Origin of the sequence: Bradyrhizobium sp. YR681 (assembly GCF_000282615.1) — a bacterium.
In the GTDB taxonomy this organism is placed as follows: Bacteria; Pseudomonadota; Alphaproteobacteria; order Rhizobiales; family Xanthobacteraceae; genus Bradyrhizobium.
Genome location: NZ_AKIY01000030.1, coordinates 1 through 21,349, shown reverse-complemented (window position 1 = coordinate 21,349; position 21,349 = coordinate 1). Strand labels below are relative to the sequence as shown.

Genomic DNA, 21,349 nt, shown 5'->3' with positions numbered 1-21,349 from the left:
ATGGGCGGGCATCTCAACATCAATCACCTGATGTTCCTCGGCCAGGGCGCGCTCTGGACCATCGCCCTGTCTGTGATTGCGCCGATCGGCGGCGGCATCGTCGGCTTTGTGATCGCGCTTGCGCGAATCTCGCCGCTCAAATCGGTGCGGATCGCCAGCGGCGTCTATGTCCAACTCATCCAGGGCACGCCGCTGCTCGTCATTCTCTTCCTTGGTTATTTCGGCCTCGCCGCGATCGGCCTCAAGGTTTCCTCGCTCACGGCCGCCGGCGCTTCACTGACGCTCTACGTCGCAGCCTATCTCGGCGAGATCTGGCGCGGCTGCATCCAGTCGGTGCCGAAGCCGCAATGGGAGGCCGCAGAGGGCCTGGCGTTGAGCCGGACCCAGCGCATGATGAAAGTGATCCTGCCGCAGGCGATCCGCATCGCGACGCCGCCGACCGTCGGCTTCATGGTGCAGATCGTCAAGAACACCTCGCTCGCCTCCGTCGTCGGTTTCGTCGAACTGATGCGCTCGGGCCAGATCGTCAACAACTCGCTGTTCGAGCCGTTCGCCATCTACGCAATCATCGCCGTCACCTATTTCGCCATGTGCTATCCCCTTTCGCTGTTCAGCCAGAAGCTGGAGCGGCGGATGGGGCGTGGCCGGTCCAACCTCGCACCAGCCTGACATGCAGCAAAACACGCCCTTCTCCCAACCGATCGTGTCGCTCCGCGACGTGCAGAAGAGCTTTGGCCCGCTTCGGGTGCTCGATGGCGTCTCCTTTGCCGTCGAGCGCGGCGAAGTGCTGGCGCTGATCGGCCGCTCTGGCTCCGGCAAGAGCACGGCACTGCGCTGCATTGACCGTTTCGAGAAGGTCGATGGCGGCGAGATCGTGGTCTGCGGACATCGGGTCGACCGTCCCGACGTCGATCTGCGCGCGCTGCGCCAGGACGTCGGCATCGTGTTCCAGAGCTACAATCTGTTCCCCCACCTCACGATCGAGCAGAACATTACGCTCGCGCCTTGCGCCGTGAAGGGCATCGCCAAGTCGCGGGCGAAGGATCTCGCGCGAAAAGTGCTGGCGCAGGTCGGGCTCGAGGAGAAGCTGCACGCCTATCCCGAGCAGCTCTCCGGCGGCCAGCAACAGCGCGCGGCGATCGCGCGCTCGCTCGCCATGCAGCCGAAGGTCATGCTGTTCGACGAGGTCACGTCCGCACTCGACCCCGAGCTCACCGCCGAGGTGCTCAAGGTAATCGAGCAATTGGCGGCGGACGGCATGACCATGGTGATGGTCACGCACGAGATGGGCTTTGCCAAGGGGATCGCCGACCGGATCGTGTTCATGCATCGCGGCAAGGTCCACGAGACCGGACCCGCCTCGATCCTGACGTCGCCGACGACGCCTGAGCTCACGCAATTCGTGGGCACGGGGAACCTAAAATCATAACAGGGAGAGGAGAACTAGGGATGACCAATAAGACACTGCTGGGCACCGCCGCCGCATTGTTCGGCCTGATCGTCATGACGGCAACGCCGGCATCGGCCGATCTGCTCGACGACATCACGCAGGCCAAGAAGATCCGCATTTCGACCGACCTCGCCATCCCGCCCTCGGGCATGATGGATTCCAGCATGAAGCCGACCGGTTCCGACGTCGAGGTGGCGCAGCTGCTCGCCAAGGACTGGGGGCTCGAGCTCGAATTCGTCCAGACCACCGGTGCAACGCGCATCCCGAACGTGCTGACCGGCAAGGCCGACATCATCATCTCGACCCTCTCTGTGACGGCCGAGCGCGCCAAGGTGATCGATTTCACCAAGCGCTATGCGACCCTGCAATCCGATATAGGCTGCCTGAAGTCGCTGAACGTCAAGGACTGGCCCGACCTCAAGGACAGGACGATCGGTGTCTCGCGCGGCACCACGCAGGACACGACACTGTCCAACATGAAGGACAAGGACCTCAAGATCGCCCGGTATGACGACGATGCCACTGAAGTGACTGCCGCCGTCTCCGGCCAAGTTGATTGCGTCGGCACGTCAGCAACGATCATCAACCAGATCGGCGTCAAGAACCCGGCACGCATCTTCGAATCCAAGATCCCGCTCGCCACCTTCGACCTCGCCATCGGCCTGAAGAAGGGCGAGCAGCGCCTGATGGACAAGCTCAACGCCTGGATCGCCGAGAACGTCAAGAACGGAAAGCTCAACGCGATCTACAAGAAATTCCACGGTGTCGAGCTGCCGGCCGACATGCGCAGTTGAACGGAAGAACGCCGTGACAGTCGCACGCGACTGTCACGGCTATGGCAAAATCAAGAAGGACATCACATGCGTCTCGTCATCGGATCCGACCACGCCGGCTGGCCGCTCAAGCAGACAATTATCGACCACATCCGCAGCCTCGGCCATGACGTCGTCGACGTCGGTTCCTTTGACGACAAGCCGGTCGACTTCCCCGACATCGCACGAGCCGTGGCGCAGAAGGTAACGTCGGGCGAAGCCGCGCGCGGCATCATGGTGTGCGGCACCGGCGTCGGCGCCTCCATCGCCGCCAACAAGATGAAGGGCATCCGCGCCGCGGTCTGCCACGATGTGCATTCCGCGCATCAGAGTGTCGAACATGACGACGTGAACGTCATGTGCATCGGCGCGCAGATCGTCGGCGCCTGGCTCGCGGTGGATCTCGTCTCCTCATATCTCTCCGCCGAATTCTCCACCGACGAGGATTTTCGCCGCCGCGTCGAGAAGCTGCGGGTCATGGACGAGCAAGGCTGACGGCGTGCCATGATCCTGGTGTTCGGATCGCTCAACATCGATCTGGTCGCACAGGTCCCGGTCATTCCTGGTCCCGGCCGGACGGTGCTCGCGCCGTCCTACCAGACGCATTTCGGCGGCAAGGGCGCCAATCAGGCCGTCGCGGCCGCACGGATCGCGGGAGCGGGACGCGTTCACATGGCGGGCCGCATCGGCCGGGACGGATTTGGCGACAGAGCGATCGAGAATCTCCGTGCCAACGGTGTCGACACCGCTCTCGTCATCAGGACCGACGAGCCGACCGGCTGCGCCTTCATCACGGTCGATCAGGCCGGCGAGAATGCGATCACTGTGGCCAGCGGCGCCAATATGGCCGCAAGCGCCGACGACCTGTCGTCCGCGCTTTTTGGCCCGGACACGGTGCTGGTGCTTCAGATGGAAGTGCCCTTTGCGCAGGCGCTTGCGGCCGCACACTTGACGACATCCGCCGCCGGCGTCGTGATCTGGAACCTCGCACCAGTTCCAGAAAAGATGACGCGTGAGATGGTCACACAGCTTCTCGCCGCGACCGACCATCTTATCGTCAACGAGCATGAGGCGCTCGACGCCGCGGCCGCCATCGGCTTTGCCCCGTCCGACTACGAAGCCGCAGCCGCCGAACTCGCCAGGGCCGGTGGCCTCACCTGCGTCGTCACCGCGGGGGCGCAAGGCGCGTTGGCCGTGACGGCCAATGGCGCCCGCGTGCGCGCCCTCGCCCCGCGCATCACGCCGGTGGATACGACCGGAGCCGGCGACACCTTCGTCGGTGCGTTTGCGGCGATGATCCACGAGAAGGTTCCGCTGCAAACTGCTCTCCGAGTCGGATGCGAGGCGGCAGCGCAAAAGTGCCTCAAGCCGGGTGCGCAGGCCGGCATGCCGATGCGGGCGAAAATTCCGTCTCTCGCTTAGCGTCGTCCGCGGCTACACTTCTCCGATTCCCGGAGCCCTCCCCTTGGCCTTCCTCTTCGTCCTCATTGTCGGCCTCATCGCCGGCACCGTCTCAGGCATCGTCGGCACGGGCTCGTCGATCATGCTGATGCCGGTGCTGGTCTATGCGTACGGGCCGAAGGAAGCCGTGCCGATCATGGCGGTGGCCTCCGTGATGGCGAATTTTTCGCGGATTCTGGCGTGGTGGCGCGAGGTCGACTGGCGAGCCTGCGCGGCCTATTCGGTCACGGGCATCCCGGCCGCAGCGCTCGGCGCACGCACGCTGCTGGCGCTGCCCTCGCATGCCGTGGATCTCGCCATCGGGATCTTCCTGATTGCGATGGTGCCGGTCCGGCACTGGCTGGCGCGGCATGAGCTCAAGGCCAATCTCTGGCACCTCGCGCTCGGCGGCGCGGTGATCGGCTATCTCACCGGCATCGTGGTCTCGACCGGCCCGCTCAGCGTGCCGCTGTTCCTGTTCTATGGCCTGTCCAGAGGCGCCTTCCTGGCAACCGAGGCCGCCGCCTCGCTCGGCCTCTATTTCGCGAAATCCGTGACCTTCGAACGTTTTGGCGCGCTGACCGGCGACGTCTTCATCAAGGGCCTGATCGCAGGCTCCTCGCTGATGGCAGGCGCGTTCGTCGCAAAGCGTTTCGTGCTGCACCTGAAGCCGGAGATGTTTCGGCTGATGATGGACGCGATCATGATCGCAGCCGGCCTGTCGATGCTCTGGAACGCGACGCAGTGAGACGGCCGCACTCAGGCGGCGAATTCGGGCGCGATCGAGGGGCTGTCGACGCGGCTGTCGGAGCCCCTCTGCCCTTCGAGCCATTGCAGCACGGCCTCGAGCGGCTGAGGCCGCTGATAGAGATAGCCCTGCCCGAACCTCACACCCATTTCGCGCATCGCCTGGGCCTGCTCGGGCCGCTCGATCCCTTCAGCGACGAGCGTGAGCCCCAAGGTGCCGGCGAGCGATGCAATGATGCCGACGATCGCCTTGTCTTCCGCGCTATCCGGAATCTCGCTGATGAACGCCTTGTCGATCTTGACCTTGTCGAGCGGAAAACGCCTGAGATGGGCAAGCGAGCTATAGCCGGTGCCAAAATCGTCGAGCGCAATGGTGGCGCCGAGGCGCCGCAGCCGATGCAGCGTCTCGGAGGCGCTGGCAATGTTGTTGATCAGCGACCCCTCGGTGATCTCGAGCTCGAGCATTGACGCCGCCACACCGAAGCGCAGGCAGGTCGCGCGCAGCTCGGCGGCAAGCGAATGGTCGGCGAGTTCGGATGGCGGCAAATTGATCGCGATCCGGATCTGCGGTTTGCCGGCGGCCGCCAGACGTTGCAGCGCGCGGCAGGCGTCGGTCAGCACGTAGCGCGTCAGCCTTGCATTGTTGCCGCTGCGCTCGATCAACGGCAAGAATTCGCCGGGACCGATCAAGCCATGCTCGGGATGGCGCCAGCGAATGAGCGCCTCAAGACCAGCGACAGCATGACTCTCGAGATCGACCAGGCTCTGATACCAGACCTCGAATTGCCCCTCGGCGAAGCCCGTGGGAATGGCCAGCTCCAGATCCCTGCGACGGCGGTAGTCGCGCTGGAGCGCTTCGTCCAGCACGGCGACGGTGCCGGGCGCCTTGCTCTTGGCATGGTAGAGCGCGATGTCCGCGAGCGCCGGCAAATGCGACAATTCGGGATCGCCGGCACGGCGCACCGCAAGGCCGATGCTGGCGCGCGGCACGACCTGCTTGTCGTGCAGCCGGATCGGCTCGGAAATCGCATCCAGCAACTGGCGCGCAAACGCCTGCGCGGTCGCCTCGTTGCTGACCTCGGGACGGATCACGACGAATTCGTCGCCGCCGAGCCGCGCGACCCAATCCTGCGGCTCGATGGCCTCACGAAGACGCTCGGAGATGTGGACCAGGAGCTTGTCGCCGGCATCATGGCCGAAGGTGTCGTTGATGCCCTTGAAGTCGTCGAGGTCGATGAAGCAGAAGGCGATCAGCGAATCCGGCGAGCCGGCGGCGCCGCTCAAGTCCGCCAGACGCTCCGACAGCGAGCGCCGATTGGGCAGGCCCGTGAGCGGATCGTGCGCGGCCATGTGGCCGAGCCGGTCGAGCGCCCCCGACGTCGTGTCCTGCATGGCATTGAAGGCCCGCGCAAGCTGGCCGAATTCGTTCGACGATCCGATATCCGCGGGATAGGCGCGGCCGTCCTGCTTGCTGCGCTGGATCGCCGACATGATCGCGGCGAGCGGCTTGCCGATGAAGATGTTGGCCGAGATCCGCATCGCCACCATGGTCGCGAACGTTGCGAGCAGGCCGACGACGAGCAGCAGCAGCAGCCGGCTGCCGGTGTCCGCATAGACCGTCGCATAGGAATAGGCGATCGCGATACGCCCGGCTTGAACGGTGATATTGCCGTTGCTGTAGTTGATGGGACGCGAGATCTCCGCGACCGCCTGCACGGAGGGGCGCGCCACCACGCGGGCAATCGCAACGCCGGTGTCGTCATAGACGGCCGCGGCTGCGATGGTCTCGTCGTGCATGATCTCGTTGAGCACGCTGGTGACCTGGTCGTAGCGCATCTTCCAGAGCGGCTCGGCGATCAGCTCGCCCCGGCTCTCGGCGGTGCGGGCAATGCGGGCGTCGAGCTGGCGGATCTGCGACCAGAAGCTCGAGGCCTCGACGCCGGCGGAGGCCAGCAATTGCACCAGCAGCAGAACCGGCACGGTGGCCCAGATCATCGCGCGGACGACCGAGCGCAAACGCGGCGGCGCTGCCTGCACGTCGCGGTCCGGACCGGTCATCGCATCATCCTTGCGCATCAGTCACCGAGGCCGTCCGGACGCGCCAGCGACGAGATGAGCGCGTTGACCGAAAAATCATATTGGCCGCAACGTCCCGCCTTCGCCCTGAACCGGGAGAAATCGATCCGGTCGAACCCGCGCGTCTTGATGAGGTCGCCGACGGAAGCGAGATTGTCGCGCGTGATCGCCGATGTCTTGACCTCGACGCGGGGTGAAACGGCGGCGAAATCGCAGCCATCGGCGTAGTCGCGGAGCAGGACGATCGACCAGCCGCCGAGCAGGAAGTGCCCGCCGTCGGTCAGGAGCAGGCGCCCCGCCCTGATCTCGCGCAGCGCGTCCTCCGACCAGTTGAGGCCGACCACCTCGATGTTCCGGCCGGGCATGAGGCCGGCGGCGGTCACGGCGCGCAACGCGCCGAGCGCCATCGGATCGTTTCCGGCCCATATGCCGGCGGGCCGGATCTCCTTGCGCGAGGCCCAGCTCAGGTAATTCGTGGTGACCTGCTCCGCCTCGGACTGTGTCCAGTTGGCGAACAGCATCCGGTCCACCACCACATCGGGCGCCGCATCCACGGCGAGCTTGAGCCCGGCGTTGCGGGCGATCGAGGCCGGCGTGATCTCGTCGCCGCCGATGCCGAGAATGTGGATCTTGCCGTCCGGGCTCTGCCATTTCTCGGCACGCGCCACGCTGATGAGCGCGTTGGCCATACGCGCGCCCGCGGTCTGAAGATCGGTCGTGATGTCGCCGAGCCAGGTCTTGAGCTTCTGGCGCGGCGGTCCGAGACGCACCGCATCCTCACCGATCAGCGTGTTCGACAGCAACAGCGTCTTGACCCCGGCAGCCTCGGCCGCCTCCAGGACCGGAACGGCGGCGGACTCTTCGTTCGAGAGGATGAGGAAGTCGGGCTTGTCGGGACGCGCCAACACGCCGAGCCCGAGTTCCTGCATGGTGCGGTAATTGCGCTCGCTGGTCAGCACCTCGACATGCGCATCGAGCTTGCGCCCGGCAGCCTGCATGGTCTGCGCCACCATGTCCCAATAGACCTCGCCGGTCTTGCCGGGGTTCACGAAGACGATGTCGAGACGCCTTGCATCAGCCGCAACGGCGCCGCCAAGCGGCATAAGAATGCCGCAGGCCATGCTCACAGCGAGCAATACGCGCAATAACATCGTCATTCGTTTCGTCACCCCGTCTCGGTTCCCAAACTGGACCTGCGTCCGCTAACATTTGGCAAAGTCCGGCTTGGCGCAGGGGCCTAGCGCTAACAAAGGGTGTATCGGTTGCGGTGAATTGCGCTAATTGGGGCGCTGGCTGCTGCCATCACAGCTCCTCATTCCGTGCTATCAGCAACTCTGAAACCCCCGACTCGCTGTCCCCATGGCCAAGAACACGCTTTCCTTCGTCTGCCAGAACTGCGGCGCGGCCTATAACCGCTGGCAGGGCAAGTGCGAGTCCTGCGGCGAGTGGAATACGCTCGCCGAGGAAGACACGAGCGGCAGCGTGCCGGTCTCGATCCGCTCCAAGCGCAAGGGGCGAACTTTCGCGCTGGAGAGCCTCGCCGGCAAAAGCCCGGACGCGCCGCGCCTGTCCTCAGGCATGACCGAGCTCGACCGCGTCACCGGCGGCGGCTTCGTCCGCGGCTCGGTGCTGCTGGTCGGCGGCGATCCCGGCATCGGCAAGTCGACGCTGCTGACGCAGGCCACCAGCCTGATGGCGCGCGCCGGCCACCGCATCGTCTACATCTCCGGCGAAGAAGCCATCGCGCAGGTCCGGCTGCGCGCCGAACGGCTCGGGCTGTCGGATGCGCCGGTGCAGCTTGCGGCCGAAACCTCGGTCGAGGACATCGTCTCGACGCTGTCGGAAGGCGCGGTGCCACGGCTGATCGTGATCGACTCGATCCAGACCATGTGGACCGACACGGTGGAATCGGCGCCCGGCACGGTCTCGCAGGTGCGTGCCTCGGCGCAGGCGCTGATCCGTTTCGCCAAGAAGACGGGCGCAGCCATTATCCTGGTTGGCCACGTCACCAAGGACGGCCAGATCGCGGGCCCCCGCGTGGTCGAGCACATGGTCGATGCGGTGATGTCCTTCGAGGGCGAAGGCTCGCAGCAGTTCCGCATCCTGCGCGCCGTCAAGAACCGTTTCGGGCCGACGGACGAGATCGGCGTGTTCGAGATGACCGGCCTTGGCCTGCGCGAAGTGACCAACCCGTCCGAGCTATTCCTGTCCGAGCGCGACCTCGGCACGCCCGGCACCGCAGTCTTTGCGGGCATCGAGGGCACGAGGCCCGTTCTGGTCGAATTGCAGGCACTGGTCGCCCCCACCTCGCTCGGCACCCCGCGCAGGGCCGTGGTCGGTTGGGATCAAAGCCGGCTCTCCATGGTGCTGGCGGTGCTGGAGGCCCATTGCGGGGTCAAGCTGTCCGGCCACGACGTCTATCTGAATGTCGCAGGCGGCCTGCGCATCCACGAGCCGGCGGCCGATATGGCCGCCGCGGCCGCGCTGGTTTCGTCCCTGGTTAATGCGCAGTTACCCACCGATGCCGTCTATTTCGGCGAGATTTCACTCTCCGGCGTCATCCGCCCGGTGGCGCAGACCCCGGCACGGCTCAAGGAAGCGGCAAAACTCGGCTTTCAGCGCGCCGTACTGCCCGAATCGGCCCGGGGCGGTGATGCCGGCGGCGACGCCGGACTGACCCTGAACGCGATCAACAGCCTGACCACATTGGTGGCCGAGATCGCCGCGCGCGGCTCCCGCCGGGGCGAATCCGGCGGATCGGCAGAGAAAAATGCCACACCGGCAAGATTCCGCCGCGGAGAGGGATAGGTGGAGGTGACGTCTCCGGCCCCCACAGCTATACAGCCGTCACAAAAGCAGCATGGGATTGCGTGGTTGCGGCCTTGCCGGGAACGCCGTCTGCCCCTCTTTTAGGGCGGCGGCCAAACACCGATTCGCTGAGCACCTTTGAGAGTACGAGCGGACCAGACCAGCCGATGCCAGTAACACTCCTCGATCTGCTTTTACTTGGCGTCATGCTGATCTCGGGGCTGCTCGCCCTGGTCCGCGGCTTCATGCGCGAAATCCTGTCGATCGCGGCCTGGGGCGCCGCGGCGATCGTTACGCTGTACTCGTTCTCGAAGCTGCTGCCCACCGCGAAGACCTATTTCAACAACGACACCGTCGCGAGCGTGGTCGTCATCGCCGGTGTGTTCGTCGGTACCCTGGTCGTGGTCTCCGTGATCACGGTCCGGATTTCGGACATGATCCTGGATTCGCGCATTGGCGCCCTGGACCGCACCCTGGGCTTCCTGTTCGGCCTGGCTCGCGGCCTTTTGATCGTCGTGGTCGCTTACCAGTTCTTCATCTGGCTGGTTCCCGACAAGCAGCAACCGGACTGGGTCCGCGGCGCAAAGTCCCGAACCGTGCTTGATTCGACTGGAGAATGGCTGAAGTCGCTCTTGCCGGATGACCCCGAGAACACCATCTTGAAGAGATTCAAGAAAAACAAACCAGATGATGATCAAGCTGATTCCGAGCAACCGCCTGCGGGCAGTGGCGATGGATACAGTAAAACGGCTCGTGACGGCATGAAGAAGCTGATCGAGAAACCTGCGGCGCGTTGATTAGGCCCTAAAGAAAGGCGCGGACGAGATGCGACACCCTGACCAGGACGCCCAGCTTGATCTCGACTTGAACCGGCCCTCTGGCCCCGCCGCGATCGAGCTACAGGACGATCTGGAGGGGGATACGCTGCGCGAGGAATGCGGCGTCTTCGGCATCTACGGCCACCCTGACGCCGCTGCCATTACCGCGCTCGGCCTCCACGCCCTTCAGCATCGCGGCCAGGAAGCCGCCGGCATCGTCTCCTACGACGGCAGCCGCTTTCATTCAGAACGCCGCCTCGGCCTCGTCGGCGACACCTTCTCCCGCCGCGAAGTGATCGACCGCCTGCCCGGCAACATGGCGGTCGGCCATGTCCGCTATTCCACCACCGGCGCCACCATCCTGCGCAACGTGCAGCCGCTGTTCGCCGAGCTCAACGCCGGCGGCCTCGCGGTCGCCCATAACGGCAACCTCACCAACGGCCTGACGCTGCGCCGCGAACTCGTCAAGAGCGGCGCGATGATGCAGTCGACCACCGACACCGAGGTGATCCTGCATCTGGTCGCGCGCTCCAGGCGCAGCCGCTTCATCGAACGCTATGTCGACGCGCTGCGCGAGATCGAGGGCGCCTATGCGCTGGTCTCGCTGACCAACAAGAAGCTGGTCGGCGCACGCGATCCGCGCGGCATTCGCCCCCTGGTGCTCGGCGACCTCGACGGCTGCCCGATCCTGACCTCGGAGACCTGCGCGCTCGACATCATCGGCGCGCGCTTCGTGCGCGACATCGAGCCCGGCGAAGTCATCGTGTTCGACGAGAACGGCCAGGACATCCACAAGCCGTTCCCGCCGATGGCACCGCGCCCCTGCATCTTCGAATACATCTACTTCTCCCGGCCCGATTCCATCGTTCATGGCCGCTCGGTCTACGAGGTGCGCAAGAACTTCGGCGCGCAGCTTGCGCGCGAGAGCCACGTGCCGGTCGACGTCGTCGTGCCGGTGCCGGATTCCGGCGTGCCCGCCGCGGTCGGCTACAGCCAGTTCTCCGGCGTACCGTTCGAGCTCGGCATCATCCGCAACCACTATGTCGGCCGCACCTTCATTCAGCCGACGCAGGCGATCCGCGAGTCCGGCGTGCGTATGAAGCATTCGGCCAACCGCGCCGCGATCGAAGGCAAGCGCATCATCCTGATCGACGACTCGCTGGTGCGCGGCACCACCTCGAAGAAGATCGTGCGTATGATGCGCGATGCCGGCGCCAAGGAGGTGCATTTCCGCCTCGCCTCGCCGCCGATCCTCTATCCCGACTATTACGGCATCGACCTGCCCGATCGCGGCGGTCTTCTGGCGGCGACACACTCGCTGGAGGAGATGCGCGAGATCATCGGCGCCGACTCGCTGGCGTTCCTGTCGATCGACGGCATGTACCGCGCGATGGGCGAGCCCGGCCGCGATCCCGCCAATCCGAGATTCTCGGATCACTGCTTCACGGGCGCCTATCCGACCCACCTCACCGACCAGACCCAGACCGAGCAGCAGCCGCGGCAGCTGTCGCTGCTGGCGGAGGCGAGCTGACGCGAGAGCGCGACAATGCAGGCCATCATCGCAATCATCGGTGGCCTGTTGTTGGTCGGGTTTATCTGGTTCGCCTTTCGTCAAGGCAGCAAGGTCACCCCGGACGATCGCCCGGATCGAAGCGGGCAAACCAATTATGGCGGCGGTGGCGGAGATAGCTAGCACGGCCTTCGATTGCGATAGTCCCGGGAAAATGCCGGCTCTCGCTGACGCTGATTAAGACAGCCAAATTTGTCATGGCCGGGCTTGTCCCGGCCATCCACGCCTGTAAAACCCCGCCATGACAAAGCCCCTCGCCGACCGCATCGCTCTCGTCACCGGCGCCTCACGTGGCATCGGTTTCGCTACCGCCAAGGCGCTGGCCAAGGCCGGTGCGCATATCGTTGCGACGGCGCGCACGCAGGGCGGGCTCGAAGAGCTCGATGACGAGATCCGGAAGGACGGGGGCAGCGCCACGCTGGTGCCGCTCAATCTCACCGATTCCGACGGCATCGCGCGGCTCGGGGCCGGCCTGCACGAACGCTACGGCAAGCTCGACATCCTCGTCGGCAATGCCGGCGTGCTCGGCCCCTCCTCGCCGGTCGGCCATATCGAGCTGAAGGCCTTCACCGACGTGATGGCCGTGAACGTCTCCGCGAACTTCCAGTTGATCCGCTGCATGGAGCCGCTGCTGAAGCAGTCGGATGCGGGCCGCGCCGTGTTCATCACTTCGGGCGCCGCCAACAAGGCCACCGCCTATGTCAGCCCCTACGCCGCCTCCAAGGCGGCGCTGGAGACGCTGGCCCGCGCCTGGGCGCAGGAGACCGCGAACACCAAGCTCCGCGTCAACCTGTTCAACCCCGGCCCGATCCGCACCCGCATGCGCGCCACGCTGATGCCGGGCGAGGATCCGGCAACGCTGGAGACGCCCGAGCAGGTCGCCGAATTCATCGTGCCGATGTGCGCACCCGACTGGACCGAGACCGGCAAGTTCTACGACTACAAGACCCGCAGCCTGATGAGCTTCCGCGCGCCGGCCTGATTGACTTGGCTGCCGCCCCGCGATTGACTGCCGGCGCTCAAGCGGCAACAAGCCGCAAGCCAAAAAGGGAGGCCGCCATGGCACCATGGCATGATCGCGCCGGGTTTTCGCGTGCACTCGTACGTGTTTTTTACGCCGTCTCCATTCTGACTGCAGCCGTCACCTTCATGCTTCCGCGCGCAGCGAGCGCCGGCGATGTCCCGACCTTCGCGGTCGATCCCTCCTGGCCCAAGCAGTTGCCGAACAACTGGATCCTCGGCCAGGTCGGCGGCATCACCGTGGACTGGCAGGGCCATATCTGGGTGATCCACCGCCCGCGCTCGCTGACCGACGACGAGAAGGGTGCAAGCCTCAACCCGCCGCGCTCGAAATGCTGCATCTCGGCGCCGCCCGTGCTCGAATTCGACACCGACGGCAATCTGCTGCGCGCGTGGGGCGGTCCCGGCGAAGGCTATGAATGGGTCGGCCGCGAGCACGGCATCGAGGTCGACGAGCGCGGCTTCGTCTGGGTCGGCGGCAATGCCGACAATGACAACGCCATTTTGAAGTTCACGCTCGACGGCAAGTTCGTCGCCCAGATCGGCAAGATCGCGCCGAGCCTCGGCAGCAACGACACGACGCAGCTCGGCAAGCCCGCCGAGACCGCGATCGACAAGGATGCGAACGAGATCTACGTCGCCGACGGCTATGGCAACCGCCGCGTGATCGTGTTCGACGCGACAACGCTCGCCTACAAGCGGCACTGGGGCGCCTATGGCAACAAGCCCGATGACGCCAAGCAGGCCCCATACGATCCCAAGGCGCCGGTTGCCCAGCAATTCGGAAATCCCGTCCACTGCGTGAAGCTCGCCAATGACGGCCTCGTCTATGTCTGCGACCGCATCAACAACCGCATCCAGGTATTCAAGAAGGATGGCTCATTCGTGAAGGAGTTCTTCTTCGAGAAGAACACGCTCGGCAACGGCGCGGTGTGGGACATCGCGATCTGGCCCGATCCGAAGCAGACCTTTCTGCTCAGCGCCGACGGCGAGAACAACGAGATCCGGGTCATCAAGCGCGACGACGGCAGCGTGGTCGGCAGCTTCGGGCATAATGGCCGCAACGCCGGTCAATTCCACTGGGTGCATGCCATGGCGATCGACGCCAAGGGTAACGTCTATACCGCCGAGGTCGATACCGGAAAACGGATCCAGAAATTCAAGCTGACGTCGGACGCTCTCAAATAGCGTCTCAACACATTTTGCCCAAAAGTTAACCGACGGATGACGCTTCGACGCAGCGTCATCCGGCTTTAGGCGCATTGCCGATGGCCGCGGGACACGGTAGAGCCATCAGCAGCCGGACCAAGGCCCCGCAAGAGAGCCGTCCGCATATTTGACAATGGAGGAAACCCTTTATGACGACGACGTTCGCGCGCCGCTATGCGGCCCTGCTTGCCTGTGCCACCTTCGGTTTTGCCACATCCGCTTCCGCCCAGGACAAGTCCGTCACGATCGGCGTGCTCAACGACATGTCCAGTCTCTACGCCGACATCGGCGGCCCCGGCGCCGTGGCCGCAGTCAACATGGCGGTGGAAGATTCGGGTCTCCGCACCAAGGGCTGGAAGATCGAGGTCATCAGCGGCGACCACCAGAACAAGCCCGACGTCGGCGTCAACATCGCCCGTCAGTGGATCGACACCCAGAAGGTCGACGTGATCGCCGACACGCCAAACTCCGGCGTGGCGCTGGCCGTGAGCAACGTCGTCAAGGAGAAGAACGCCGTCCTGCTCAACAATGGCGGCGCCAGCGCCGACCTCACCGGCAAGGCCTGCAACGCCAACACCATCTCCTACACCTACGACACCTATATGCTCGCCAACGGCACCGGCAAGGCGCTGACCAAGGCCGGCGGCGACAGTTGGTTCTTCCTGACCGCCGACTACGCCTTCGGCGCCGCGCTCGAGCGTGACACCAGCGCAGTCGTCACCGCGAACGGCGGCAAGGTGCTGGGCGGCGTCAAGCATCCCCTCAACACGTCCGACTTCTCCTCCTTCCTGCTCCAGGCGCAGAACTCGAAGGCGAAGATCGTCGGACTCGCGAACGCCGGCGGCGACACCACCAACTCGATCAAGCAGGCCGCCGAGTTCGGCATCGTCGAAGGCGGCCAGAAGCTCGCCGCGCTCCTCCTCTTCATCAACGACGTCCACTCGCTCGGCCTGAAAACGGCCCACGGCCTCACCTTCACCGAATCCTTCTACTGGGACCTCAACGAGAACACCCGTGCCTTCTCGAAGCGCTTCCAGGAGAAGGTCGCCAACAAGGCGATGCCGTCGATGACGCAGGCCGGCAACTATGCAGCCGTGCTGCATTACCTCAAGGCACTCGACGCGCTCGGCGGCAATCCGCATGACGGCGCCAAGGTCGTCGCCAAGATGAAGGAGCTTCCGACCGACGATCCGCTGTTCGGCAAGGGCCCGCTGCGCGAGGACGGCCGCCGCATCATTCCGGCCTATCTGTTCGAGGTGAAGAAGCCCGAGGAGTCGAAGGGTCCGTGGGACTATTACAAGCTGATCGCGACCATCTCGGCGGAAGATGCCGCCAAGCCGCTCAAGGACAGCGATTGCCCGCTGGTGAAGAAGTGATCGCGTAGCGGTCATCCCGGGGCGATGCAAAGCATCGAACCCGGGATCTTCTGCGGCATTCAACTGCCGTAGGGTGGGCAAAGCGAAGCGTGCCCACCCTGGTGTCATGGACAAATGGTGGGCACGGCGCTTATGCGCCTTTGCCCACCCTACGGGACTGACTTCGTGGCGGCCAACGCCCGCATCGCGATTCCCACGCACACCACCATCAACACCGCCGCGAGCAAAAACGGCGCGCCAGGCAGCTGCCACGGTGCGCTGGCGCCGATGAAATACGAAAACGTCAGCGTGAACAGGAACGGGCCGACGAGTTGCGACACGCTCTGCACGCTCGCGGTCGCCCCCTGCAGCTGGCCCTGCTGATCCGGCGCGACCAGCCGCGTCATCAGCGATTGCATGGCGGCGCCCGAGATACCCCACAGCGACATCACGGGAATGCCGATCCAGAACAGCGGCCCGGTCGGCGCGGCGCCGAAGATCACGAAGCCGATCGCGCCACAGCACAGCCCCATCACCAGCGCGTTCCGCTCGCCGAGCACGCGCACGATCGGGCCGATCGCGAGCCCCTGCACCACCATGGCGCAGATGCCGACCATCGCGAGCGTCAGGCCGACCGTCCTGGAATCCCAGCCGTAGCGATAGGTCGCATAGAGCACGAAGGTCGAGGGCAGCACGACATGCGCAACCTGCGCGATGAAATTGACGACCGAGAGCGCAGCCAGCGCCGCGTTGGTGCGCAGCAGACGTAGTGCCCCGACGGGATTGGCACTGGTCCAGCGGAACGGCGCGCGCTTCTCCGGTGCCAGCGATTCCGGCAGGACGAAGAGCCCATAGAGCGCATTGGCAAAGCTCAAGGCCGCAGACGCCCAGAACGGCAGCCGCGGATCGATATCACCGAGCAGGCCACCGAGCGCAGGGCCGAGAATGAAGCCGGCGCCGAAGGCCGCGCCGATCCTGCCGAAGACCGCCGCGCGCCGCTCTGGCGGCGTGACGTCGGCGATGTAGGCAAAGGCAGTCGAGATGCTGGCCGAGGTGATGCCCGAGATCACCCGGCCGACGAACAGCCAGAGCAGCGACGGCGCCAGCGCCATCAACACATAGTCGGCGGCGAGCCCGAAATTCGACAGCAGCACCACCGGGCGCCGTCCAAAACGGTCCGACAGCGCGCCCAGCACCGGCGAGAACACGAACTGCATCAGCGCCCATGCGGTGCCGAACAGGCCGAAGATGCGCGCCGCATGCGCGGTGTCGTTGTCGACAAAACTCTCGATCAGTTTGGGCAGGATCGGCATGATCACGCCGAGCGCGAGCATGTCGAGCAGGATGGTGACGAAGATGAAGGCGACCGCGCCGCGGCGGACCGGCGCAGCGTCCTGCGCCATCGCCTCGCCGGCGCCGTCAGTCACGACGGCCGCTTGCGCTTGTGAGCGAAGGGATTGGCCTTTTCACGGAGCGTGATGCGCACCGGCGTACCCGGCAGCTCGAACGTCTCGCGCATGGAGTTGATCAGGTAGCGCAAGTACGACTGCGGCACCGCGTCCGCGCGCGAGCAGAACAGCACGAAGCTCGGCGGGCGCGCCTTGGTCTGCGTGATGTAATTCAGTTTCAGCCTGCGGCCCGAGACGGCCGGCGGTGGATTGGCCTGGACGGCCTGCTCGAACCAGCGGTTCAGCGCCGAGGTCGACACGCGCTTGTTCCAGAGCGCATAGGCGTCCTGGATTGCCTGCATCAGGCGATCGATCCCCTCGCCCATCAGACCGGAGACGGCCACGATCGGCACGCCCTTGACCTGCGGCAGCAAGTGGTCGGCATCCCGACGCAAATTGGAGATGGCGCCGCCGCCCTTGCTCTCCATCAGATCCCATTTGTTGACGGCGAGCACGACCGCGCGGCCCTCGCGCTCGATCAGATCGGCGATGCGAAGATCCTGCTCCTCGAAGCGATTCTGCGCATCCATCATCATCACGACGACTTCGGCAAAGCGCACCGCGCGCAACGCGTCGGCAACCGAGAGCTTTTCCAGCTTCTCCTCGATGCGCGAGCGCCGCCGCAGACCTGCGGTGTCGAAAACGCGAAACTGGCGGCCCTTCCAGTTGATCTCGACCGCGATGGAATCGCGCGTGGTGCCCGCCTCCGGGCTGGTCAGCAGACGCTCCTCGCCGAGCAGATGGTTGATCATTGTCGACTTGCCGGCATTGGGCCGGCCGACGATCGCGACCCGGATCGGACGCGTCGCGGCCTCTTCCTCGGTCAGCGGCGCGTCGTCTTCGTCCTCGTCTTCTTCGACGGGCTCCGGCATCAGTTCGCGGAGGGCGTCATAGAGCTCGCCCATGCCTTCGCCATGCTCGGCCGAGATCTGGATGGGATCACCGAGACCGAGCGCAAAGGCCTCCATCGCGCCGGCATCGCCGTGCTTGCCCTCGCTCTTGTTGGCGACCAGCAGCACCGGCTTGTTAGCCTTGCGGGCGAAATCGGCGAAGGCGCGGTCGGTGGGCGTGAGGCCGATGCGGGCATCGACGACGAAGAACAGCGCGTCGGCCTGCGCGATCGCGGCCTCGGTCTGCTCCTGCATGCGCGCGGTCAGCGAGCCCTTGGCGCCCTCGTCGAGGCCGGCGGTGTCGATGATGGTGAATTCGAGGTCGCCGAGCCTGGCCTCGCCCTCGCGGCGGTCACGGGTGACGCCCGGCAGGTCATCGACCAGCGCGAGCTTCTGCCCAACCAGGCGGTTGAACAGCGTCGATTTGCCGACATTGGGCCGGCCGATGATGGCGATCGTGAAGGACATCAATCATTCGTGCGCTGCGAAGGCCGCGCCTGTCAATGCAGTGGAAAATATCAGCGCGAGAAGCTGCCGCTCGGCAGCGGCGCCGGGAAACCGCCTTGCGTGGTCTGGGTCGGCTGCGCCTGCTGGACCGGCTGATCCGGCGGCGGTGCGGTGGTGCGCTTGCGGACGATCTTCTGCTTGGGCGGCGGAGCGACGGTGGGCGGGGCCGCCTCGGGCTGGGCCTCGCCGTCGACCTCGCCGGCAGGCGCCTCGGCCGGCGCGGCTGCTGCGGCAGCCGGCGGCCTGCTCTTCTTCGCCTTGGCACCCTTTTTGGCCGGCTCCGGCGGCGCCGGCTCCGCGGGCAAAGCCGCAACGGCAGGTGCATTCGGGTCCGGCTGCTGCTGTGCTGCCCCCTTGTACATCTCGCGCGGCACGCCCTGCTCGAGGCCCGGCACGCCCTCGGGGAAGACCGGCTTGCGGTCGCCCGGCAGCTTCTTCTTGGTGTCGAGGAAGTCGAGCATATCGCTTGGATCGAAGCCGGAGCAGCCGCCCAGGACGCCGGTGAAGGCGATCAGGACAATAGCTGCGATCAAGCGGGGCGTGCGGCGCATATCGTGTCTCGTCAGGTCAGAGAGCCGTCGTCAGCTTTTGGCGACGGGCGGCAACAGGGCCGCAAGCGCCTCGGCGCGCGAGCGCAGGCCGGGCGGCGTTTCACCGTCCTCGGCGATGGCGTCGAGCCATTTGCGGGCTGCGGTCAGGTCGTTGTTGCGCCAGGCCGAGAGCGCCAGCATCTCTCGAGCGCTGTGGCGGAACGTCGATTTGGGCGCGGCGGAGGCCTCCAGCCGCTGCTGCATGTCCGCGTAGGGGGCGCTGTCCACCAGCAAGCCGGCGGCGCGGATCTTCGCCAGATCCTGCCACTCGCCGCCAATGCTGCGGTCGGCGGCAATATCGTCGTACATCTTCGCGGCGGCCTTGGCGTCACGGGGAGCCGCCTCAGCCGCGGCGCGCAGCCGCGCCAGGGTGCGATAGCCCGACGGCGCCTTGGCGGCGAGCTCGGTGAAAGCCTTCTCGGCCTCGTCGTGCTTTTCCTGGTCGGACAGCTCGGCGGCCTTCTCGAAGGCGGCGCCGGCCTCGGCGGCCTTCTTGGCCTCCAGATATTGGTAGCCGCGCCAGCCGCCGACGGCGGCCACGATCAGCACCATCAGGGCGATGAAGTAGATCGAATACCGGTCCCACAGCTTCTTGAGCTGTTCGCGACGTACTTCCTCGTCGACTTCGTCAAATAATTCAGACACTTATGCTAATCCCATGCCCATCCGGGTGCGCGCGCCAAGGCGTTCGCGTCAGGAATCCCGTCCCCCACGTGGCGGCGAGGTACCCTAACGATATGGCGGTGGCAAGGCAAAGCGAGCCCGATCAAGGCGTTAACCACCCGGCAGAGCCCGGAAGACCACCTGCCCGGCTCAGGTTCCCAGCCTCTCCCGCAGCTGCCGTTTCAGCACCTTGCCGTTGGCGTTCCGCGGCAGGGGCTCGGCGGTGACCGCCATCGTTTCCGGGACCTTGTAATCGGACAGACGCTCGGCGCACCAGGCCCGCAGGGCCTCGCCGGCGACCGGCGCGCGCGTCACCACCACGGCATGGACCCGCTCGCCGAGCACCGGGCACGCCCTGGCGATGATCGCGCTCTCGACCACCGCGGGATGGCCGGCCAGCACGGATTCGACCTCGGCGGAATAGATCTTCAGGCCGCCGCGGTTGATCATGTCCTTCTGCCGGTCGAACACGCGAACGAAGCCTTCCGCATCGACCGAGCCGAGATCGCCGGAATGCCAGAAGCCGGCCGTGAAACTCTCGGCGGTGGCCTTCGGGTTGTTCCAGTAGCCCTTGATGACGGAGGCGCTCTGGATCCAGAGCTCGCCGATCTCGCCGTGGGGCAGCTCGCGCCCGTCCGCTCCCATCGCGAGGATGCGCGCGCCGGGACACGGCAGGCCGACGCTGTCGATATGGCTCGCAGTCAATTCGCCCGGCATGATCGTGGACGGCGACGTCGTCTCGGTCGCGCCGTAGCAGTTCGCGAGCTTCAGGCCGGGAATGGTCGCCTTGAGCTTCTGGATGGTCGCGACCGGCATCGGCGCGCCGCCGAAGCCGCCGATGCGCCAGCTCGACAGATCGTAGCTCTCGAAATCGGGCTGAAGCAGGCAGAGATTGTACATCGCCGGCACCATCACCGTGTAGGTGACGCGCTCGCGCGCGGCGAGCTTGAGGTAATCGGCAGCCTTGAATTCCGGCATGATGATCAGCGCGCCGGCGCAGCGGATCATGGTCGTGATGTTGGCGACGACGCCGGTGACATGGCCGAGCGGCACCGCCGCGATCGACCGGTCCGTTTCCGTCAGCTTCAGGCAAGAGACGAACACCATCGAGGAATGGACGATGTTGCAATGGGCGAGCATCGCCCCCTTCGGCTTGCCCGTCGTGCCCGAGGTGTAGAGGATCATCGCGGTGTCTTCTTCGCCGACCTCAACCGGCGCCGGCGCCGGCGCACTGTCGGCGAGCGCATCGAAGCGCGACAGCGCCGGATCGCTGTCGACGGCGATGCGGTGGATCACATCAGGCGTGTCCGGCGCAGCGGGCAGCCGCTCGGCGAGCGCCGCTTCGTGGATCAGGATTTTGGCGCCGCAGTCGGCCAGCACATAGGCGATCTCCGGTTTCTGCTGGCGCGTGCCGAGCAGGACGGTGATCAGGCCCTCATGCGCGGCAGCAAACAGCAACAGCGGAAATTCGATACGATTGCCGAGCAGGATCGCGACGCGGTCGCCGCGTTGCAGGCCGAGCTTGCGAAAGCCCGCCGCGATCCGCGCGGCTCGCTCCACCGCCTGCCGCCAGTTTAGCCGGACGTCGCCGCAAATCAGCGCTTCGCCGTCGCCGTTACGCCCACAGGCCTCCGCGATCATCGCCCAGAGACTCGTCGGCCGATCGCGGAACGCCGGGACAACCCGATCGCCAAAGCGCGCCTCGAACCGCATCGGCGGGATCTGAGATTGCGACCAGTCCATCGGAACGCCTCGGCCTGTTGCTCTTGTCACCTTCCGCGCATGGGCACGAAGGTGCTGTCTTGCGCTGATCGGCTAGCCGCCCATGACGGGAACGCCGATCACGACAGGATGGAACGCAAACGCCAATGCCAGATACGCAACCACGCCGACGGCAACCGCGATCAAATCGTTGGTGACGCCGCCCACCGGGATCGGCGGGCCGC

The 21,349-nt window shown here is 65.6% G+C and carries 20 protein-coding genes and 1 pseudogene; 13 read left to right on the top strand and 8 right to left on the bottom strand.

Annotation, left to right across the window (positions count from 1 at the left end; translation table 11 throughout):
* From PMI42_RS04950 to PMI42_RS04925, 6 genes are all read left to right on the top strand, one after another.
* A complete protein-coding gene (locus PMI42_RS04950) occupies positions 1-669 on the top strand; it encodes an amino acid ABC transporter permease (RefSeq protein WP_008131118.1) in 669 nt (222 codons plus the stop codon).
* A 1-nt stretch (position 670) separates the two neighbouring features.
* On the top strand, positions 671-1,429 hold the full coding sequence (locus tag PMI42_RS04945) for an amino acid ABC transporter ATP-binding protein (protein WP_008131116.1): 759 nt from the start codon (positions 671-673) through the stop codon (positions 1,427-1,429).
* 20 nt (positions 1,430-1,449) lie between these two features.
* Entirely contained in the window at positions 1,450-2,244 is a 795-nt protein-coding gene (locus PMI42_RS04940; RefSeq protein ID WP_008131114.1) for a transporter substrate-binding domain-containing protein, read from the top strand.
* A 66-nt stretch (positions 2,245-2,310) separates the two neighbouring features.
* The gene (gene rpiB / locus PMI42_RS04935) at positions 2,311-2,757 is read left to right on the top strand and encodes a ribose 5-phosphate isomerase B (RefSeq protein ID WP_008131113.1); all 447 of its coding nucleotides are present in this window, start codon (positions 2,311-2,313) and stop codon (positions 2,755-2,757) included.
* A 9-nt stretch (positions 2,758-2,766) separates the two neighbouring features.
* Positions 2,767-3,684, top strand: coding sequence for a ribokinase (locus PMI42_RS04930; RefSeq protein ID WP_008131111.1), 918 nt, complete (start codon positions 2,767-2,769; stop codon positions 3,682-3,684).
* 43 nt (positions 3,685-3,727) lie between these two features.
* On the top strand, positions 3,728-4,450 hold the full coding sequence (locus PMI42_RS04925; RefSeq protein ID WP_008131109.1) for a sulfite exporter TauE/SafE family protein: 723 nt from the start codon (positions 3,728-3,730) through the stop codon (positions 4,448-4,450).
* Positions 4,451-4,461: 11 nt separating this feature from the next.
* Here the strand turns inward: PMI42_RS04925 and PMI42_RS04920 are convergent, their stop codons facing one another.
* Together PMI42_RS04920 and PMI42_RS04915 are read right to left on the bottom strand one after the other, a co-directional pair.
* Entirely contained in the window at positions 4,462-6,525 is a 2,064-nt protein-coding gene (locus PMI42_RS04920; RefSeq protein WP_035964538.1) for a putative bifunctional diguanylate cyclase/phosphodiesterase, read from the bottom strand.
* Positions 6,525-7,682: an ABC transporter substrate-binding protein gene (locus tag PMI42_RS04915; RefSeq protein WP_035964535.1), complete on the bottom strand. Its 1,158-nt coding sequence runs from the start codon at positions 7,680-7,682 to the stop codon at positions 6,525-6,527. The genes PMI42_RS04920 and PMI42_RS04915 overlap by 1 nt, the downstream gene beginning before the upstream one ends.
* Positions 7,683-7,884: 202 nt before the next feature.
* Here PMI42_RS04915 and radA point away from each other — a divergent pair, with 202 nt between their 5' ends.
* From radA to PMI42_RS04885, 7 genes are all read left to right on the top strand, one after another.
* Positions 7,885-9,333, top strand: coding sequence for a DNA repair protein RadA (gene radA, locus PMI42_RS04910; protein ID WP_008131106.1), 1,449 nt, complete (start codon positions 7,885-7,887; stop codon positions 9,331-9,333).
* A 167-nt stretch (positions 9,334-9,500) separates the two neighbouring features.
* Complete coding sequence (locus PMI42_RS04905; protein ID WP_008131104.1) at positions 9,501-10,130, top strand: CvpA family protein; 630 nt, start codon at positions 9,501-9,503, stop codon at positions 10,128-10,130.
* Positions 10,131-10,158: 28 nt separating this feature from the next.
* Positions 10,159-11,682: an amidophosphoribosyltransferase gene (gene purF / locus PMI42_RS04900; RefSeq protein WP_008131102.1), complete on the top strand. Its 1,524-nt coding sequence runs from the start codon at positions 10,159-10,161 to the stop codon at positions 11,680-11,682.
* A 15-nt stretch (positions 11,683-11,697) separates the two neighbouring features.
* A complete protein-coding gene (locus tag PMI42_RS39960) occupies positions 11,698-11,844 on the top strand; it encodes a hypothetical protein (RefSeq protein ID WP_008131100.1) in 147 nt (48 codons plus the stop codon).
* A 118-nt stretch (positions 11,845-11,962) separates the two neighbouring features.
* Positions 11,963-12,703 (top strand): SDR family NAD(P)-dependent oxidoreductase, encoded by a 741-nt coding sequence (locus PMI42_RS04895; protein ID WP_008131098.1) that lies wholly within the window; start codon positions 11,963-11,965, stop codon positions 12,701-12,703.
* Positions 12,704-12,780: 77 nt separating this feature from the next.
* Positions 12,781-13,929 carry an NHL repeat-containing protein gene (locus PMI42_RS04890; RefSeq protein ID WP_008131096.1) on the top strand — a complete coding sequence of 383 codons (1,149 nt, stop codon included), beginning with the start codon at positions 12,781-12,783 and terminating at the stop codon, positions 13,927-13,929.
* A gap of 170 nt (positions 13,930-14,099) precedes the next feature.
* Positions 14,100-15,326, top strand: coding sequence for an ABC transporter substrate-binding protein (locus tag PMI42_RS04885; RefSeq protein ID WP_008131095.1), 1,227 nt, complete (start codon positions 14,100-14,102; stop codon positions 15,324-15,326).
* Positions 15,327-15,475: 149 nt separating this feature from the next.
* Here PMI42_RS04885 and PMI42_RS04880 read toward each other — a convergent pair whose 3' ends face one another.
* The 6 genes and pseudogenes from PMI42_RS04880 to PMI42_RS04855 all read right to left on the bottom strand — a co-directional run.
* Positions 15,476-16,732, bottom strand: coding sequence for a TCR/Tet family MFS transporter (locus tag PMI42_RS04880; protein ID WP_008131094.1), 1,257 nt, complete (start codon positions 16,730-16,732; stop codon positions 15,476-15,478).
* A complete protein-coding gene (gene der, locus PMI42_RS04875; RefSeq protein WP_008131093.1) occupies positions 16,729-18,111 on the bottom strand; it encodes a ribosome biogenesis GTPase Der in 1,383 nt (460 codons plus the stop codon). The genes PMI42_RS04880 and der overlap by 4 nt, the downstream gene beginning before the upstream one ends.
* A 50-nt stretch (positions 18,112-18,161) precedes the next feature.
* Positions 18,162-18,701, bottom strand: coding sequence for a hypothetical protein (locus tag PMI42_RS04870; protein ID WP_008131092.1), 540 nt, complete (start codon positions 18,699-18,701; stop codon positions 18,162-18,164).
* Between the two features lie 30 nt (positions 18,702-18,731).
* On the bottom strand, positions 18,732-19,385 hold the full coding sequence (locus tag PMI42_RS04865; protein WP_008131090.1) for a tetratricopeptide repeat protein: 654 nt from the start codon (positions 19,383-19,385) through the stop codon (positions 18,732-18,734).
* A 168-nt stretch (positions 19,386-19,553) separates the two neighbouring features.
* On the bottom strand, positions 19,554-21,146 hold the full coding sequence (locus PMI42_RS04860) for a class I adenylate-forming enzyme family protein (protein WP_008131088.1): 1,593 nt from the start codon (positions 21,144-21,146) through the stop codon (positions 19,554-19,556).
* A gap of 72 nt (positions 21,147-21,218) precedes the next feature.
* A pseudogene (locus PMI42_RS04855) lies at positions 21,219-21,349 on the bottom strand (NnrU family protein); the annotation flags it as partial.

Excerpts from the sequence above, each read along its gene's own strand:
- PMI42_RS04950 (WP_008131118.1), top strand. The coding sequence starts at position 1 with ATGGGCGGGCATCTCAACATCAATCACCTGATGTTCCTCGGCCAGGGC.
- PMI42_RS04945 (WP_008131116.1), top strand. The coding sequence starts at position 671 with ATGCAGCAAAACACGCCCTTCTCCCAACCGATCGTGTCGCTCCGCGAC.
- PMI42_RS04940 (WP_008131114.1), top strand. The coding sequence starts at position 1,450 with ATGACCAATAAGACACTGCTGGGCACCGCCGCCGCATTGTTCGGCCTG.
- rpiB (WP_008131113.1), top strand. The coding sequence starts at position 2,311 with ATGCGTCTCGTCATCGGATCCGACCACGCCGGCTGGCCGCTCAAGCAG.
- PMI42_RS04930 (WP_008131111.1), top strand. The coding sequence starts at position 2,767 with ATGATCCTGGTGTTCGGATCGCTCAACATCGATCTGGTCGCACAGGTC.
- PMI42_RS04920 (WP_035964538.1), bottom strand. The coding sequence starts at position 6,525 with ATGCGCAAGGATGATGCGATGACCGGTCCGGACCGCGACGTGCAGGCA.
- PMI42_RS04915 (WP_035964535.1), bottom strand. The coding sequence starts at position 7,682 with ATGACGATGTTATTGCGCGTATTGCTCGCTGTGAGCATGGCCTGCGGC.
- radA (WP_008131106.1), top strand. The coding sequence starts at position 7,885 with ATGGCCAAGAACACGCTTTCCTTCGTCTGCCAGAACTGCGGCGCGGCC.
- PMI42_RS04905 (WP_008131104.1), top strand. The coding sequence starts at position 9,501 with ATGCCAGTAACACTCCTCGATCTGCTTTTACTTGGCGTCATGCTGATC.
- purF (WP_008131102.1), top strand. The coding sequence starts at position 10,159 with ATGCGACACCCTGACCAGGACGCCCAGCTTGATCTCGACTTGAACCGG.
- PMI42_RS39960 (WP_008131100.1), top strand. The coding sequence starts at position 11,698 with ATGCAGGCCATCATCGCAATCATCGGTGGCCTGTTGTTGGTCGGGTTT.
- PMI42_RS04895 (WP_008131098.1), top strand. The coding sequence starts at position 11,963 with ATGACAAAGCCCCTCGCCGACCGCATCGCTCTCGTCACCGGCGCCTCA.
- PMI42_RS04890 (WP_008131096.1), top strand. The coding sequence starts at position 12,781 with ATGGCACCATGGCATGATCGCGCCGGGTTTTCGCGTGCACTCGTACGT.
- PMI42_RS04885 (WP_008131095.1), top strand. The coding sequence starts at position 14,100 with ATGACGACGACGTTCGCGCGCCGCTATGCGGCCCTGCTTGCCTGTGCC.
- der (WP_008131093.1), bottom strand. The coding sequence starts at position 18,111 with ATGTCCTTCACGATCGCCATCATCGGCCGGCCCAATGTCGGCAAATCG.
- PMI42_RS04870 (WP_008131092.1), bottom strand. The coding sequence starts at position 18,701 with ATGCGCCGCACGCCCCGCTTGATCGCAGCTATTGTCCTGATCGCCTTC.
- PMI42_RS04860 (WP_008131088.1), bottom strand. The coding sequence starts at position 21,146 with ATGGACTGGTCGCAATCTCAGATCCCGCCGATGCGGTTCGAGGCGCGC.